The 16,617-nt window shown below is 71.0% G+C and carries 12 protein-coding genes and 1 pseudogene; 4 read left to right on the top strand and 9 right to left on the bottom strand.

Annotated features, from left to right (window positions below):
• Nucleotides 1–59: 59 nt before the first annotated feature.
• Entirely contained in the window at nt 60–1,166 is a 1,107-nt protein-coding gene (locus ACSRUE_RS06740; RefSeq protein WP_437763204.1) for a LacI family DNA-binding transcriptional regulator, read from the bottom strand.
• Nucleotides 1,167–1,390: 224 nt separating this feature from the next.
• On the opposite strand from ACSRUE_RS06740, the gene ACSRUE_RS06745 reads away from it, so the two are divergent.
• Together ACSRUE_RS06745 and ACSRUE_RS06750 are read left to right on the top strand one after the other, a co-directional pair.
• Nucleotides 1,391–2,917 carry an L-fucose/L-arabinose isomerase family protein gene (locus tag ACSRUE_RS06745; protein ID WP_441290297.1) on the top strand — a complete coding sequence of 509 codons (1,527 nt, stop codon included), beginning with the start codon at nt 1,391–1,393 and terminating at the stop codon, nt 2,915–2,917.
• Between the two features lie 268 nt (nt 2,918–3,185).
• Complete coding sequence (locus ACSRUE_RS06750; RefSeq protein ID WP_441290298.1) at nt 3,186–4,148, top strand: ferritin-like domain-containing protein; 963 nt, start codon at nt 3,186–3,188, stop codon at nt 4,146–4,148.
• A gap of 456 nt (nt 4,149–4,604) precedes the next feature.
• Here the strand turns inward: ACSRUE_RS06750 and ACSRUE_RS06755 are convergent, their stop codons facing one another.
• From ACSRUE_RS06755 to ACSRUE_RS06785, 7 genes and pseudogenes are all read right to left on the bottom strand, one after another.
• Nucleotides 4,605–5,918, bottom strand: a complete 1,314-nt coding sequence (locus ACSRUE_RS06755) for an outer membrane protein assembly factor BamB family protein (protein WP_441290299.1) — start codon at nt 5,916–5,918, stop codon at nt 4,605–4,607.
• A gap of 247 nt (nt 5,919–6,165) precedes the next feature.
• Nucleotides 6,166–7,047 (bottom strand): RNA polymerase sigma factor SigJ, encoded by an 882-nt coding sequence (gene sigJ / locus ACSRUE_RS06760; RefSeq protein WP_441290300.1) that lies wholly within the window; start codon nt 7,045–7,047, stop codon nt 6,166–6,168.
• Nucleotides 7,048–7,052: 5 nt separating this feature from the next.
• Nucleotides 7,053–8,015, bottom strand: coding sequence for an NAD(P)H-dependent oxidoreductase (locus ACSRUE_RS06765; RefSeq protein ID WP_441290301.1), 963 nt, complete (start codon nt 8,013–8,015; stop codon nt 7,053–7,055).
• 226 nt (nt 8,016–8,241) lie between these two features.
• Complete coding sequence (locus tag ACSRUE_RS06770; RefSeq protein ID WP_441290302.1) at nt 8,242–8,769, bottom strand: RDD family protein; 528 nt, start codon at nt 8,767–8,769, stop codon at nt 8,242–8,244.
• Between the two features lie 135 nt (nt 8,770–8,904).
• Entirely contained in the window at nt 8,905–12,075 is a 3,171-nt protein-coding gene (locus tag ACSRUE_RS06775; RefSeq protein ID WP_441290303.1) for a hypothetical protein, read from the bottom strand.
• Nucleotides 12,076–12,316: 241 nt separating this feature from the next.
• Nucleotides 12,317–12,460 (bottom strand): annotated as a pseudogene (locus ACSRUE_RS06780) (transposase); the annotation flags it as partial.
• A gap of 376 nt (nt 12,461–12,836) precedes the next feature.
• Nucleotides 12,837–13,094, bottom strand: a complete 258-nt coding sequence (locus ACSRUE_RS06785) for a hypothetical protein (RefSeq protein ID WP_441290304.1) — start codon at nt 13,092–13,094, stop codon at nt 12,837–12,839.
• Nucleotides 13,095–13,191: 97 nt separating this feature from the next.
• Here ACSRUE_RS06785 and ACSRUE_RS06790 point away from each other — a divergent pair, with 97 nt between their 5' ends.
• The gene (locus ACSRUE_RS06790; RefSeq protein ID WP_437982807.1) at nt 13,192–13,626 is read left to right on the top strand and encodes a VOC family protein; all 435 of its coding nucleotides are present in this window, start codon (nt 13,192–13,194) and stop codon (nt 13,624–13,626) included.
• A gap of 45 nt (nt 13,627–13,671) precedes the next feature.
• On the opposite strand, the gene ACSRUE_RS06795 is transcribed toward ACSRUE_RS06790, so the two are convergent.
• Nucleotides 13,672–15,291, bottom strand: a complete 1,620-nt coding sequence (locus ACSRUE_RS06795) for a vWA domain-containing protein (protein WP_441290305.1) — start codon at nt 15,289–15,291, stop codon at nt 13,672–13,674.
• A gap of 304 nt (nt 15,292–15,595) precedes the next feature.
• On the opposite strand from ACSRUE_RS06795, the gene ACSRUE_RS06800 reads away from it, so the two are divergent.
• Nucleotides 15,596–16,507: a hypothetical protein gene (locus ACSRUE_RS06800; protein WP_441290306.1), complete on the top strand. Its 912-nt coding sequence runs from the start codon at nt 15,596–15,598 to the stop codon at nt 16,505–16,507.
• Nucleotides 16,508–16,617: the final 110 nt, after the last annotated feature.

Below are 16,617 nucleotides of genomic sequence, written 5' to 3' on the forward strand. Positions count from 1 at the left end.
GAGCGCGAGCGCCGCGGCGAGAGCCGCAGCTGGCCACGATCATGGCGATGGGCGGGCGGTCACGAGCGGTCGGCTCTCCGCGCGCGAGCTCGCCTCTCCGCGCGAGCTCGCCTCTCGCTGCGCGACACGTCCGATGTTCGCGCGGTGAGGCGAGGGGGGAGCAGGACCTCTCGCGCGACCCTGGCCCCCGTCAGCATTTCAAGGAGCAGCCGGACCGCTTCGCGTCCTATCGCGCCGACGTCCTGATCGACGGTCGCGACGGGATAGCGCAGGAGATCGGCCATCAGGATGTCGTCGAATCCGACGACGTCGATCTCGTCGGGCACGGAGAGACCGGCCGCGCGGATGCCCCGCAGGGTCCCGACAGTGCTCCAGAAATTCGCCGCGTAGACGGCCAGAGGTCCACGCAGCCGCTGGAGAAGCTCGACCATGCGCGTCTCGGCCGCTTCCGGGGTGGCCTCCTTCAACTCCTCGATGGCCGCCGCCGTGACGCCGCTCCGCGCCAACTCCGCCCGGAACCCGTCGAGACGATGTCGGTAGGTGGGGATGTCGAGCGGACCGCCGATGTAGACGAGCGACCGATCCCTGTGCCTGAGAAGGTGGCGGAGCGCCAGCGCCGAACCGGCGGCGTGATCGGTGCGCACGCACGCCACGTCGAGGCCCGGGACCGCCCGGTCGATCTGCACAAAGGGGAGTCCCTGCTCGTGTGCCGCGATGAGATCGCAATCCCCTCCGGAAACCGGGGACACGATGAGCCCATCCACCCGGGACTCGTGCACGAGCTGCAACGCGCGACGCTGGCGCCCCGCGTTACCGGCCAGGTGGCTCACCACGAGGGTGTAGCCGTGGAGCTCGGCCTCGCGCTCGGCGCCGACGGCTATCCCGGCCCAGAACGGGTTCGCCAGGTCCTCGACGGCGAGGGAGATCGCGTACGATTTTTGCTCCCGGAACGCCTGGGCCATGGCGTTGGTCCGGTAGCCCAGCTTCTGGGCCAGCGTCCAGACCCGCTCCACCGTGGCGGCGCTGATGCGGAATTTGGCGTGCTTGCCCGTCAGGACGTGAGACACCGTCGTCTGGGACAACCCCAGCTGTTCGGCGATGTCCTTCATACGGACCGGACGCAGGCCGGGCACGTGCGGCGGGTCGGGGTCGGGGGGATCGTTCAAGCGCGCGCTCCGTTTAGCTAATTCGGATTAGCTGTTGACGCTAGCACGCACACGCATAGTATTGAAGCGGAATACGCGGTCGGTGTTCGCGGTCCCCTGCGCGCGAGGGAGCCATGGCAGCGATCTGCGGATCCGCCAGATCGAACAATCGTTCAGCGGTGTCAAAGCGCTGGCGGGGGTCCAGGGGCATTCTGGCTCAAGCCCGCCTGCTCCAGGAGACAGCAATGGCACAGAGTGAACCGGTGATCTTGGGCTTCATGGGCAACCGGGGCTTCTTTCCGACGGAGTTCGCGAAGGAGGGTGCGAAAGCGACCCAGTCGGCCGTGGGCCACGTGCTCGGCGAGCGCGTGCGCTACGTCGATCTCGGCAACGTCGAGACCTACGCCGACGCGCGCGCGGCCGCGGGCGTCGCCCAGCAGTACCGCCGCGCTCCCGACGGCGGCGGGGCCATCGGCGTCGTCTGCTCGATGTACAATTTCTCCGATGAGAACGGGATCCGGGACTTTCTGCGGCTGGCCGACCTCGATGTGCCGGTTCTGCTGCACACCGAGCCAGACGTGCGCGGTTTGGGGCGCATGGGACAGAAGGGCCGGCGGGACGGGGCGTGCGGGCGCTTCTCGGCCGCCAACGCGCTCCGCCACATCGGCTACCCGTACACCCTCACGTCCAGGCATTGCGAAGCCGTGAGCTCGGCCGCCTTCGCGGACGATCTCCACGCCTTCTACGCGAGCTGCGTCCTGGCATCGAAGTTCCGCCGCCGGGGCCGCGGCGTGCGCCTCGGGCTGGTGGGCTCGGGGCCCGACGCGTTCCAGACGGTCACCAACGTCTCCACCGAGCTCTTGGGGCACATGGGCCTGAGCACGGTCGGCCTGGAGCTCATCGCGCTCGATCGACAGATGCGTCAGGTCTCGCCGCGCGAGCTGTCCACCCAGCTGGAAGCCGTCTCCGGCTACATGGCGGCGACTGACGTCCCGCGCGCCTCGCTGGAGGCGATCGCCCGGATGGGCGTCGTCTTCGATCGCTTCGTGAAGGAGAATGACCTCGACGGCATCGCGGTGCGCTGCTGGACGGAGATGCAGAAGTACCAGATCGGCGGAGAGGTGGGCGTGATGCCCTGCACCTGCATGAGCATGCTCTCGGACAAGCTCATCCCCGCCGCCTGCGAGACCGACGTCGCGGGCTGGATGGGGATGTACATGCTCCAGTGCGCTTCCGGGCTCGTGCCGCTGCTCGGCGACTGGAACAACATGTACGACGACGAGCGCGAGGAGGTGGATCTCTTCCACTGCGGCGTCTGGGCCAAGAGCGTGATGCGCCCCGGCGCCCGCATCACCCGCCAGGAGATCCTGGCCACCCAGGCCGACATCGGCGCGGAGAACACCTGGGGCGCGGTCGACGGCGAGCTCAAGGCGGGCACCTGCGCCTTTCTGAGACCTTGCACCAACGCGCGCGAAGGCAGCGTGTTCCTCTACGGCGGGGTGGGCCGTGTCAGCGAAGAAGGCGTCGACACGTTCGGCACGCGCGGCCGCATCCAGATCCCGCGCATTCAGGAGCTCTTTCGCTATTTGACGCAGCCCGAGCGGGCGGTGGAGCACCACACCGCCCTCGTGGTCGGGACGCAGAAGAACATCGAGCTGACGATGAAGGCGATTCGAGACGCGGTGCCCTACATCAATGCCCAGGCGGGCCTCGGCCGCGGCGGTCAGGCGCTGATCGATTTCTACGAGCACAGCCAGGTGGGCGAGCTCTGAGGCCGCGCCGCCCCGCGGCCCCTGCACGCCGCGCTCCAATCGCTCCGGTCCAGGGTGCTCGACACGAGGTACCCGAGCTGCGGCAGGTGATCCTCCAGCCGGCGAGGGCGCGGACGACGGCTCCGACGGGGCTCAGGACGGCGCCGGACAGGGCGGGGCCGGAGGACAGGGCGGGGCCGGGGGACAGGGCGGGGGTTTCTCGTCGCTATTCGATAACGCCTGTTTCCCTGCGTCGGACGACGGCGGCTGCCCCTCGGAAGAGGACGTCGTGGCCCAGCTCCCGAGAAATGGCTGCCTGATTCCATCGCTGTTGGTGAGCGGGCCGGAGATCGACCCGGCGACGAATCAGTGCTGCTATACGTTCTTGCCCCCGGGCGAGTGCGTCACGGTGGCCAATGGTACCGGGCGGCCGTTCCTCGTCGGCGCGCGCGCGCTCCATGCCGCCGCGACGCCCGGCGCCGCGTGGCGAGCCGCGCGCGCCGCGGACGAGACGACGCCCGATGTCCGCCGGCTCTCCGCCGAGGCGCGCGCTGAGCTCGCCCGCGCGTGGACGGGCGACGCGCTGCTGGAGCACGCCTCGGTCGCCTCGTTCGGGCGGTTCGCGCTCGAGCTGCTCGCGGTGGGGGCCCCGGCCGAGCTCGTGGAGGCCGCGCATCACGCCGCGCTCGACGAGATCCGCCACGCGCGCCTCTGCTTCGCGCTCGCCGGCGCGTACGGCGGCGCGCCCGTCGGTCCCTCGGCGTTCCCCTTCGGAGGCGCAGTCGCGGTGAGCGAGGACCTCGCCGCGGTCGCCGCGAGCGCCGCGCGCGAGGGCTGCGTCGGCGAGACGCTCGCCGCGGTGCTGGCGGCCGAGCAGCCCGGTCAGGCCCAGGATCCCGCGGTCCGCGCCGCGCTCGCCGTGATCGCCGCGGACGAGGCGCGCCACGCCGAGCTCGCGTGGCGCGCGGTCGCGTGGGCCGTCGCCACGGGCGGCGCCGGGGTGCGCGCCGCCGTGATCGACGCCTTCGCGGCGGCCGAGGAGGTTCTGGCCGGCTTCGCGGGCGGCGCCGTGGCGAGCCCCGAGCTCACGGCCCACGGGCGGCTCGGCGCGACGGAGAGCGCCGCCGTCCTCCGTCGCGCGCTCGACGAGGTCGTGCGTCCGGCCGCCGCGGCCCTGCTTGGCGCGTCCACCTCGCCGGGAAGCGCGGCCGCAGGCGCGTTCTCCGCCTCATTCGTCGCCGAGGTGGTCTAGAGCGACGAACGGGCTGAAACCACGAGAGAAAGCAAGAATTTCACAGGGAGGCGGGGAGACGGGGAGGCGGGAAGAGAGAGACGGCAAGAGCGAGAGATTCATTTTTTCTTCCTCCCCGCCTCCCTGTGAAATTCTCCGGATTTCAACGTGATCGGTATTCGAAGACATCATGGGAGGAACGTAGCGTCCGCAAGGTTGATCCTGCTGGTTCTCGCACCTGCCATCCGTGGCCGCTCCACCGGGCAGGTCGCAGGAGTTGCGCTGGGGAATCGAGCTCGGGACAGGTAGGGAGGGCAACAGGAGGTCCGCCGCCGTGAGGTGCTGTCGGCCGCGCGATCTCATGGGATGGCAAGAGGCCCAAGCTTGCTCACCCCTCCGGTACCACCGGCAGCCCGAGCAGCCTCCCTTTCGCTTCGTGAACGACCCGGGCCGCCGCCTCATCCCCCGAGGGCGGCTTCACGGAGGATCGGTCGCACCAGGGCGGCGTGCGGCGGCCGGCGCCGCCTCCACGGGGCTCGCGCTGACCGCCGCTGCGGCCTCCAGGGGCCTCGCGGAGGCCACAGCGGCGGTGAGCCCGTCGGCCTGCACCACACACGCCTGGATCGGCCGGCCGAGCGACGCGCGCCCCGCCACGGCCCCGCGTTGCGCGTCGAGGAACGTGATCCCGCCGCGCGCGTCGCACAGCGCGAAGCCGCCCGCGTAGGCGGCGCCGCCGAGGAAGTCGGCCTCGCCGGCGTGGGCCCAGGCGAGCGCGCCGGTGCGCGCGTCGAGGCCGACCGCGGCCCGGTAGTACGTCGCCACGTAGCGCTCCCCCTCGATGCCCGGCGGGCCGACCGGCCGGGGGCGGGCGTAGAGCCGCGCCCTGTCCTCGGCCGAGGCGGCCGGCGCGAGCACCTCGGTCCCGGCGGTCATCCAGACCGGCGCCCCGGGCAGCTCGCGCGCCGGCAGCCGCGCGATCGACGCGCGCCCGGCCGCGCCGAGCCCGATCGAGGCGTCGAACCGCGTCGCCGCCTCGCCGCCGAAGAAGACCGTCCCGCCGAGCAGGAAGGCGCGGCTCACCTCGGTGCGGAGCTGCGCCCGCGCCACCTCGCCGCCGGTCTGCAGGTCGAACACGGTGACGTAGCGCCCCTGCCAGGGCAGGAACGCGTAGCGCCCCACGACCGCGGGCACGCCGATGGCGGCGGAGTCCTCGATCTGGCGCAGCACGAGGCTCTCGCGGCTCACCGCGAGCACGACGCTCCTCGTGCCGGTGGTCGACACGAGGGACACCACGGTGGTCTCTCCGTCGTCGCCCGCGCCGCGGAGCCTGCCGCCGGCGCGCCGCTTCCAGAGCAGCTCCCCGGTGCGCGCGTCGAGGGCGAACAGCTCGCCCCGGCCGAGCCCGACGACGACGCCCCCCGCGACGGCCGGGCGCGCGTCGAGCCGGTGCACGAAGGTCCACGCCGGGCCGCCGTCGAGCGGAACCCCGACGAGCTGGCGCGCCCGCGCGCCCGCGACGACGCCGACCGCCACGTCGGCGCCGAGGGGGATGCGCCTGCCCGCGAACCGCTGCTGGAAGGCCGCGATGCCCGCGCCGCCGTCGTCCTTCCAGCGGGGGTCGAAGGCCTCGCCCTGGGTCTGCCCGCCGCCGCAGGCGACGGACAGGGCCGCGAGGGCAGCGCACACGGGGACGAGCAGCGCGCGGGCGCAGGCGGCGGCGCAGAGCGAGCGCGGGCGCGGGGCTCGGGCCGTGGCCGGAATCGCCCTGTTCGGATCCATGATCTCAGGCACCTGCGTCCACGTTCCGGCGATCCCCCGCATGCGGTGTGTTCCTGCGCCGGTCGTAGCGTGGCTTCGGCTCACCGAGCAAGCGAGGCGGGTTTCTGCGAGCAGCGCTGGCAGCTCACGCCGAGAAGGCGCCGTCGACCGTCAGGCTCACGCCGTTGATGTAGATCGACTCGGGCCGGGCCAGGTACGTGACGAACCGCGCGAGCTCGCCGGGGTCGGCGATGACGATCCGTCGCCGGGCCGGCGGCGCTCAGCCAGCCTCCGCGAGGAAGGCCGCGAGCTTCTCTGGGTTGCGGTGGGCATAAACCCCTCGGATCACGCCCTCGTCGACGCTCACGCTCACGGCGGCGATCAGCCGATCTTCGTCGTGGACCAGGAGCCCCGGGGAGCCGTTGAACCACCGCAGCACGAAGCGGTAGCGGCCATCGGGGTGCGCCGTGGCGCTCCAGACGCGGGCGAAGAAGGTGCTCACCGCGTCCGCGCCGCGGAGCACATGGGTCACCGTCTCGGCCTTGCCGCCCCCGTCCGCGTGGAGCTCCACGCCCTCCGCGAGCAGGCTGCGGAGCTCGTCGATCTGACCAGCGCGGGCGGCGTTCAGGAACGCTGTCAGGAGGCGCTGGTGCTCGGTGGACGACGCCGCGAACTTCGGCCGCGCGTCGCGGACCCGCGCGCGGGCACGGGAGGCGAGCTTCCGGCACGCCGCGCTCTCTTTGCCGAGCAGCGCGGAGATCTCGTCGAAGCTGTAGCCGAACACGTCGTGCAGCAGGAACGCGGCGCGCTCCTTCGGCGTCAACCGCTCGAGGGCGTGCATCAACGCGACCGAGACGGTCTCGTCGATCTGCGGCTCGTCGTCAGGGCTCCGCGTATCCTCCATCAACGGCTCCGGCAGCCATGTGCCCACGTACGTCTCTCTCCGGGAACGCGCCGATTGCAGCGTGTTCAACGCGATGCGGCTGCACACCGTGACGAGCCACGCACGCGCGTCGCGGATCTGGTCGATGTCTGTCTGGCTCCACTTCAGGAACGTCTCCTGCACGATGTCGAGCGCGTCGGCGCGCGTGCCGAGCATCCGGTAAGCGAGCCCCTCGAGGAGGGGGCGGTGGCTCTCGAAAAGACGCGTTCGGTGATCCATGACGGTTACTCGATGGCGTTGGACATCAGCACGGCGAAGCGCCAACCCTGCGCCGTCCGCCGGAAAACATGCGTGTACTTCTGCCGCGCGGCGAAGACGCCCGCGGTCCCGCCGCGCCGCACGGCCACCTCTTGCCGGCCCACCTCGACGGCCAGGTCGCCGCTCCGCTCGATCCGCTCCGGCGTCTTCCTGAACGACGCGAAGCTCGCGCTCCGGAAGAGCTCCGCTTCGCACGCGAGGAGCCGCTCGCGGCCGGAGACGACATCGTGCCCCGGGATCAGGAGCTGAATGTCGTCGGTGCAAAGCGCTGCATAGGCCTCCGCGTCGCCCCGCTGGATGGCAGCCGCCTGCGCAGCCCGCAGCCCGCCGATCTCCCGCCGATCGTCCTCGGTGAGCGGCCCGAGACACACCGGCTCTCCAGGAGAGGCGAAGAGATGATCGATCTCGGCCCGCGCGCACGCGATGCGACGCGACCGAGAGGCCTCGTCTCCGCTCATCCCATCCAGCGAGATCACGTCGACCTTCGTGACGCCGATGAAGGCCAGCATCGCCCGCAGCGTGCGGGTCTGAAGCTCGTCCTCGGCGGCCGGCGAGGCGACGCCGCCGCGCGTCGTCACGACGGACGCCGACTTGCCGGTGAGGAGGCCCACGCAGCGCCCTTCTATCTGTGCAAACGTACGGTCATTGCGGATGACGTGATCGAAGTAGGCCTTGAGGGTCGATGGCAGCGTGAGGTTGTACAGCGGGCTGCTGATCAGCACGTGATCGGCCGAGCTCAGCTCATCGATCAAGGCGTCGGACAGCACGAGGCCCTCGGGCGGCGGCCCCCCGGAAGGCGGCGGGGGCGCGAGGAACGCAGCGATGGTCACGGCGTCGAGGTGCGGCACCGGATACCGGGCGAGGTCGCGAACGATGACGCGGCCGCCCGGATTCGATTCTGTCCAGCGTACCTGGAAATAGTCCGCCACGCTCCGCGAGATCGACCCTTGCGTACGGGCGCTTGCATCGATTCTGAGCAGTCTCTTCATGTCCTCTCCGGGTGGGGTCCGCTCCCAGGACAAGGCAGCCCACCGGAATGTGACCGCCGGCGCAGCACGGACGCAGGCGCTCACGCCCGAGCGCTGCGGCGATGGACTGTCTGCAGAGCCGGGGCTGCATCCGCACGAGCGCCGAGGAGTGATATGCCGCTCGGGCCTACTCGCTCCGGCCCAGGTTCACGACGCGTGTGCCCGCGATGTGATCATGCACGCAGCGCCGATCCTTGCGAAAGATGAACAACACGTTGACGAGGCCGAGGACGCTGCCCGCGTACGGGATCTGAGCCACGACCGCCACCGGCAGGAGCCGTCGCAAGACGATCGTGCCGAAGGCCGCGGGCTTGCCGTCGCTGGCGTTGACGATCTGGATGTTCAGCGCCTTCTTACCGATGGTCTGCGCGCTGCGGGCGAGGAACGTGCCGTGCAGCACCAGGGTGATCGCGAACCCCGCCAGCGCCCACAACAACGACTGCGGAAACGGCGGCGCGGAGACCTTCGGAAAGTCGCGATAGACACCGGCGACATACTGCAGCGGCACGAAGATGATGAGGGCCAGAACCCCGTCGATCATCGCCGCCCAGAAGCGCGACATGCGCGACGCGCTGCCATCGTGGGCTCGCTCCGAGTCAGCCATCGGCTCGAGCGCGGTCGGCGGTTGATACGGGTTGGGAGCGGATTGGTCCATGGCTCATGCAACGCCGACCGCCGCCGCGCGTCAATCGGCGACCGGGGTTGCGCCCGCCACGGGTAACGAAGCGCAACCCCCGTCCCGCAGAACACGCCGACGCCGCTCGAATAGGCCGAGATCCGCAGGCCGCAGCTAGATGTCCGCCAGCAGAAGGCGCTCGGCGGCGTCAGCGTGCATTGCGCGGATGGCGTCCAGCCGCGCGCGCCATGCGGGGCTGCCTCGGAGTTGCTTCTCGACCTGCAGCGACAGCTCGGCGGCCGACAGCGCGGCCGCCAGTCCGCCATGCTGGATGAGCCAATCGATGAGGGAGGCGGCGAGCCCGGGATCCTTCAGCTTGCCGGTGGAGGGGATCCGACGCGCAGGCTGTTCGTCTACCAGGGCCAGATACTCCGACCATAGCTCCTTGGCGAACCTGACCTCGACAAGATCGACGTCGAGGATCTCCTTCAGCGAGGCGGCGGCCATGAGGCGCAGGCCTGCAGCCTTCTGAGCCAGGCCGAGCGCGATCCGGAACGCCCGTGGCCTGGGCGCGAGCCGCGCCAGTCGGACCAGGGCCCAGGTCCGATCGCCGCTCGCCGTTGCGACGAGCCGGGCCAGCGCCGCCTGCCAGTGGGGTAATCCGGCGTCGTCAGGGAGGCGGCTCAATGAGTCGACCGTCTGGACCAGGACGCGGCCGGAGGTGCGCGCCTCGGCGAGGAGCCTGGTCGCCAGACCAAGCCCTTCCGAGCACAGGTCATGCTGGGCGATGCAGACGCCCGCTGCCGTGGAAGCGAGACGCTCGTCGCCGCATTCGACCAGCACCTCGGCCAGGGCCACGAAGCCGCGAGCCACCGCGGGTCGCGCCTGCGACTCGTTCGGGAACAGGAGTCTCGACCCGGGGTTGAGCAGCTGCCACGTATCCGGCACCGTCGTGATGCCGTCGATCAGCACCTGTCGGACGTCGGCCTGGTCAACGAAGCGCAGCAACCCCGCCAGGATGTCCGGCCGGATGCTGGGGTGCAGGTCCTCGGACCGCCACGCCTCCAGCAGCAGGTCGCGGGCCTCCACGGTCGCAGAGGCTGAGACCCTGCCGGCGGCGTTCTTGCGGTTGACCACCGCGCAGTCCTTCGACAGCAAGAGCTCACGGTACGGCGCCAGATCGAGCGGACCGGGCATGCGCTCGGACAGCACGTTGAGGGCGCTCATCGCCGCGCGACCCACCACGCCGGATCTTCGCGCGCGCTCCAGGAACAGCCGCCGGAGCTCGGCGGTCGGCGGAGCGATCCGGGCGCACCGCGAAAGGATCGCGGCGGCGACCGGCCCGGCCGCTCCCGGCAGCAGCTCGAGCAGCAGCGGCGCGTCCTCGACGCGGCCGATGGCCCTGGCGCGCCTCGAGGGATCGAGGCTGGCGTCCCGTGCCACCCGCAGGAGATGCTGCGTGAAGCGCCTGCGCTGGGAGGGCGTCCACCGCCCGGGGGCCGATCGTGAGATCGCCGCCACCAGATCGGTCTTGTGCGGATCGGTGGTGTCGTCCCGATCGAGCAGCTCGTCGACCAGGGCAGTCTCCTTCAGGCTGATCTCCGGGACGTGCCCCATCACCTCGTCCAGCGGCCCGTTGCATGTGACGGGCTTGCGCGGAGGCCGCGGCGTCTTCGGTGCTCTTCCGAGGAGCAGGTCCAGGATGAGCCGCTCCGCCTCGGGCTCGTAGCGACCGACCGCCACCGGTCCCAGCATGGGTGTGGTGCCGTCGAGTCGCACGCCCTCGTAGGCCGCATGGAGCTGGGCGGCGAGACCTTCGGCGATGCGCAGCGGGCTCGGCAGATACTCCTCCATGGACGGCTTCTGGCCGGGCGCCGGCGCCTTGTCGGCGCGCCAGCGCACCCGGGGATCCAGGCGAATTTGAACCAGGAGCCCGAGCAGCTGCGCCGCGCGCGGGATGCTGTCCCGGAGGATCGCTTCGCCGATGGCCTTGTGCACGGCCCGCTCGGCCTGGGCCAGGGTGCTTGCGTTCGACTCGCGCGACTGCACGGTGGTGAGCAGGGCGTCCCTATACGTCTGCACGGGGATCTCCGAGACCTGACGATCGGACAGCTGGGCCAGCTCGACCATGACCAGGTGGCGGCTCGGGCCATGCCATGCCGGCTCCACCTCGGCGAGGACGGACGCGCAGGTCGCCGGGTCGGCGCCGCGGCGGAGCGAGCGCACCAGCGCGACCATCCGCGCCGCGCGCTCGCCCCGGTCCTTGGCCGCGCCGAGCGCCTCGTGCTCGGATCGCAGCTGGGCAAGGTCGAGGTGCTTCTCGATGGCCCGAAGCCGCTTGCGCCGGGTGTCCGGATCGACGGGAGGAATCAGGGCCGCCGCCGTGAGCCGCGTGACGCTCGCCGGTGGCATCGTGGCCAGCCGCGCCTCCATGCCAGGACGGGGCGACCATGCGGCCGCCGCGGCCTGTTCCAGCTCGGCGCCAAGGAGACGTTCGCGCTCGGTGAGGGGCAGGAAGCGGAAGAGCGGATCGGCGGAGGCGTCGAGGGGCTTGCACCGGTTCCGGAGCTCCAGCACATCCTCGGCCGGCAGCGTCGAGATCGGCGGCGATCCGGAGGGAAGCGGACCGCTCGCGAGAGAGACGGTCCAGTCGTTCCGGCGCAGGACCTCGAGCAGCTCGGCCGGGCAAGCCGTCGCCAGGGCGTGGATCGCCCTCGCATGCAAGGCATCCTGCCGCACGAGCAGCGCCAGGGCCTCCCTGGGATATCGGGCGCAGAACAGCGTGGCCTCGTCCGCCGTGATCTTGCGCCTCGTCGCCAGCGCCACGCGAAGGCCCCGCTCCGGCGCGCGCGTCACCAGCGCGCGCCACGCGGCCTCGTGCTCGGCCGCGTGACGTTCCAGCGTGTCGAGATCGCATGTCGCGAAGAGGCGTGTCGCGAGCCCCACATCGTGCCTGGCGATGACCAGGGGAATGACCGCCGTCGCATGGGCGACGAGACGGTGCCTCTGCAGGATCATGACCACCCCGCGGGCCTCGCGGCGATTCCCCTCGCGCAGCACCTGGAGCAGCGCTTCGTCCGACACCGGCACCCGGCGCGCCGAGGAGAGCGCTGCCCGACGCATCATGGGGTCGCGCAGCGCCCTCTCGATGCGCGCCACGTCCCGGCGATAGGTCGCCAAGTCCAGCGCCAGCCGCCGCTCGTCGCCGTCGCCCCCATCCAGCGCAGCCATGACCCGATCGGCCGTGGCCTGATCCCAGCCGCGGGCGAGCAGGGCAAGCGCCCGCCCCCGCCTCGCGAAGCTCAGGCTTCCGAGTCGACGGACCTCCGACAGCGGTTCCACCATGCGCCGAGTCTAGACGAACGCGACGACCACGTGGGCGGCGTCGCGGCTCCCGCTGACGCGAGTGCAGGCAACGCAGGCGCGGGCGACGTGGGTGCAGCGGGCCGAGGCACGTGGCCAGGGCACGGTTCAGGCGACGCGCCGCGGGCGGGGGTTTGGGCGTCACGGGAGAGCGCAACGACGAGCGAGGCGCGAACACGCCATGGTACCTCACAAGGGGGGTCTTCGGCGGAAGAAATAAAGCCGCGAGCCGGGCAATGAACTCCATTGCACACATGACGCGGTGAGTGCGTCCCCGCCGAGGTGTCTTCAGCAAGTACACGATGCGTCCATCGGGCAGGAGCTCGATTCGAGCGAGTGCGAAGGCCGGGCGGGTGCAGTACCGCACGAGCCTCTCGCGACCCTGATCGTCATCCGCTGCGATGATCTCTTCGTAATGTGATCGAACGGGAGTGGTCTGCCCCCGGGTTTGTCTGGCGGCGCCCTGGGGGGGTCCCCCGGTAACGTGGCCGCAATTGCGGCGGCGTGACGTCAACGGCGCCGCAGATCATGAGGAGCGGCGATCGGGCGTCCCACCACGCCCCGCCGCACGCCGGCGGGCGTCCCACCACGCCCCGCCGCACGCCGGCAGGCGTCCCCCCACGCCCCGCCGCACGCCGGCAGGCGTCCCACCACGCCCCGCCGCACGCCGGCGGGCGTCCCCCACGCCCCGCCGCACGCCATCATGAAGTAATGTCCCCGGACCGGAGAGGTCACGAGGGCGGTCACGAAGGCGGCGCCGGCGAGCGATGCCAGGACGGCTGCGTCGGTCGGGAACACGGTACGAAGGGGACGCGATCCCTCCAGGCGGTCCGGGCAACGACGAGGACCAGCGCCGCCAGGAGGGCGACGAGCTTGCCCGCCGTCGGCATCGCCAGCACGTCCCAGAGGGCCCTCGCCTTGCCGGACAGCGAGGTATCATGGTGACTTTCCATGACGCGCCACCGCGAGTTCACCGTGTGATACGTGATCGCGTTGAACACGAAGACCCGCCCCTCGAGCGCGCCGGGGCGCGGCCCCGCTGCTCCCGCGCCTGTTCGTCTGCTACGCTGCCGGGGAGAAAAAGAAGGATAGTTTACGATGAAACCGATGATGACCCACGTCGCGCTCCACGTAGGCAACCTCGACGCGACGATCGCCTTTTATCGCGAGTTCTGCGGGCTCAAGGTGGTTCACGAGCGCAGCGACGCCGGCACGCGGGTCGCCTGGCTCGCCGAGGAGGGGAAGGAGCGGACGTTCGTCCTCGTGATGATCGAGGGCGGCCAGCGCGCGCCGCAAGCGCCGGAGGACATGAGTCATTTCGGGTTTGCGCTCGAGAGCCGCGCCGCGGTCGACGAGATCGCGCGCCGCGGCGGAGCGCACCTCGTCTGGCCGCCCAAGGAGCTGCCCTATCCGGTGGCTTATTTCTGCGCGCTCAAGGACCCGGACGGCAACTACATCGAGTTCTCCTACGGCCAGCCGCTCGGGCCCGGCGCCGAGGCGCACGACGCGGCGTTGCTGGAGGCTTCGGGCTGAACCAACCAGGGGCGACCCCACGTCGACCCCTCCGGGGCCGATCTCTCAGTAGAGCGGGTGGAGCGGGATCAGCTCCGCGATCTCGTCGAGCTCCGGATCGCCGCCCGGGTTCGCCGCGATCACCTGCTCGCGCGCGGCGTGCAGCGCCTCGCTCGTGCCCGCCTTGAGCGCCTCGGCGTAGGCCACGATGGCCTTGCCCTTGACGAGCTGCTCCTTGCTCCCGGCGGCGAGCTCCGCGAGGGTCGCCTCGCGGCTCGCCTCTTTCGGCTCATGGGTGAGCGGCGTCTGCCAGCGCGCGCGCACGGTGAGGGTATCCTCGTCGTTGATCACGCCCGGATCGCACCCCCGCACGAGCTGGCTGAAGATCATCGCGTCGCCCGGCGCGAGGTGCTGCGGCTCGACCTCCTCGGGGTTCGTCGAGTACTCCTCGCCATAGAACTTCTCCATCTTGAAGTACCACGGCATGGTGAGCTCCACCTGGACGCCGCGGGCGGCCACCTCCATCACCTCCGCGAAGCGATCCCGGAACATGTGGAACGCCTCCTCCTCGTCATCGAGATAGACATAGGCGCCGCGCCCCTTGTCGGTCACGGCGTCCATGAGCACATCGTTGTAGCCGAGCGCCGGACCCGTCCCGACGCCCACGAGGTAGATCGCCTCCTGGTCGGCGTCCTCGGCGTGCAGCGCGATGAGCTCCTCGGAGGTGACTCCCACGTTGGCGCCGCCGTCGCTGACGAGGATCACCCGGTTGATCCGGCCTTCCTCGAAGTGCTCCTGGGCGAGCCGATACCCGACCCGGAGGCCGCTCTCGAGATCGGTGCCGCCGCTGGCGGAGAGCGCGTCGGCCGCCACGAGCAGCGCCGGGTCGTCCGGACCGTCCACCACGTGGCCGCTCAAGATCACCGAATTCTGGGTGTTCCAGGTGACCATGTTCACGACGTCGCCCTCGGATAGGCTCGCGGCGACGGCGCGCACCGTGGCCTTCTCGCGCGCCATCGGCTCACCGTCCATCGATCCGGAGGTGTCGAGGACGAACGTGACCGCGATGGGGCGGCGCGGGCTCGGCGGATCGTAGGAGCGAACGCCGATCTGAAGGGCGTAGCTCCCCGCCTCCTCACCGGGCTCGATCTGGGGCTCGACGCGGAGCTCGCCCTCGTCCGGCGGCGCGTAGTTGATGCGGTAGTAATTGAGGAACTCGTACGTGCGCACCTGCCACGGCTCCGGCGCGCGGCCCGAGCGGAGCAGCTCGCGCACGTGCACCGGCGAGCTCATCGAATTGGAGTCGTCGGCCGACAGGTACAGGACCACGGGCTGGCTCGAGTCGAGCCCCTCGCAGGTGAACGCCGGGGCCGCGCCGGCGTCCTCGTCCGACGGCGCCGGGGGCGGCTCGGCCTGGGCTCCATCGACGGCACCCGCACCGCCGCCGGAGCCGCTGCCGACGCCGGTGCTGCCGGAGCCGGTGCCGGCGCCGAAGCTGCCGGTGCCGCTGCTGCCGGTGCTGCCGGCGCCGGTGCTGCCGGTGCTGCTACCGGCGCCGTTGTCGAAGGGCGCGAAGGGCGGCTCCGGGGAGGAACCCTGGCTGCAGGCGACGAGCCCGGCGCCGCCAAGGAGGACCGCCGATACAGCGTAAAGACCGAGAGATAGGGACGCGGGAACGGTTCGCACTGGCACCCTCCTCCGCGATGCGACCGCACCGCGCTCGGGACGGCCCGCCCAGCAACATGGATGCCGCGCGCGCAATGCCATCCGGACGCCGCGCCGCACCCGAGCGCCGCTGGTCCGATCGCGCCGGATCGCGCGGGCGATACAGCTCAAACCGCGGCCATCTGCGCTCCCGCGGCAAATACCATGACAGCGTTGTCAGGTTCGCGTCTCAGTATGGCGCACGCTGGCATTGCTCGACCCACACGGACGCGACACATGCGCCGCCCGGAGGCCGCACGGCCGCCCAAGCAGAAGAGATGACCTCGTGCAATCCGGGCAGATGGGTCACTTCGTGCAGACTCTTTATTCGAAGCTGAACGCGCGCGCCACGAGCGCGTCGTGCGAGCGCTCGTCCCGAATGCGATCGCGCGCGACCAGGCTCCGCGCACTCGTACCTCGTGACGCGCGTGACGCGAACCACCATGGTGAAGCGGCCCGGGCGCGCCCGAGCTTCGAGCATGACCCGGAACGCATCGGCCCTCGTGTTATTCTCGCGCGCGTGGGGCAGCCTACCCGCGTCGCACCCGCGCTGATCCTGGTCGGGGTCTCCGCGTTTCTCATCCTCACCGCGCTCGCCGCGGTCGCGTATCCGGGCGGCACCTTCTGCGACGCGAACGCGCCCGGCTACGATTTCTGGGGCAACTTCTTCTGCGACCTCACGCAGCCCGTGACCCAGCGCGGGGTGGACAACACGCGCGCGCGCTCGCTCGCTCAGGCCTCGTTCGTCTGCTTTTCCCTCGCGCTCGTCCCGTTCTGGTGGGTTCACGGCGCCCTGCTCGGCGGCCGGCTCGGCGGCGCGGTTCGCGTGTTCGGACTGCTCTCCGCCGCCGGCACGAACCTGATCGCGTGGCTGCCGTCCGTGGTCTCGCCGCTGTTCCACGCAGTGTCGGTATTCGCCGCGACGATCCCCGGGCTGCTGGCGACGCTCCTGGGCGTGACCGGCGCGTTTGCACGGGGCAATGCGGGCGAGAGCCGCTCGTCACCGTTGCGCTTCTCGGCGTGGCTCGGTGCGCTTTCGCTCGCGTTCGGCAGCGCGGACGCCGCGTACTACGCGGTTGCGATCGCGGTGCCGGGCTGCCACGTCCTTTTGCCAGCGCTTCAGAAGCTCGCGGCGCTCTCGGTGATCGGGTGGATGGGCACGATTGCGCGCGCGGGTGCCGCGCGTGGGGCGCGCTAGCGCGTCGAACGGCGCCTGCGACCCGTGCTGTCCAGCCTTCGGTCACCGCTGGGCGTGAACCCGACCCCGTTCCTGGGTCTGCCCAAAGCGCCGCACGAGCTAGACGGACC

Source organism: Sorangium sp. KYC3313 (assembly GCF_052075895.1).
GTDB classification, from domain to species: domain Bacteria; phylum Myxococcota_A; class Polyangia; order Polyangiales; family Polyangiaceae; genus Sorangium; species Sorangium cellulosum_B.

Coding starts and splice junctions, on each gene's coding strand:
- ACSRUE_RS06745 (WP_441290297.1), top strand. CDS start 1,391: ATGGCACAGAGTGAACCGGTGATCTTGGGCTTCATGGGCAACCGGGGC.
- sigJ (WP_441290300.1), bottom strand. CDS start 7,047: ATGGATCACCGAACGCGTCTTTTCGAGAGCCACCGCCCCCTCCTCGAG.
- ACSRUE_RS06770 (WP_441290302.1), bottom strand. CDS start 8,769: ATGGACCAATCCGCTCCCAACCCGTATCAACCGCCGACCGCGCTCGAG.
- ACSRUE_RS06775 (WP_441290303.1), bottom strand. CDS start 12,075: ATGGTGGAACCGCTGTCGGAGGTCCGTCGACTCGGAAGCCTGAGCTTC.
- ACSRUE_RS06790 (WP_437982807.1), top strand. CDS start 13,192: ATGAAACCGATGATGACCCACGTCGCGCTCCACGTAGGCAACCTCGAC.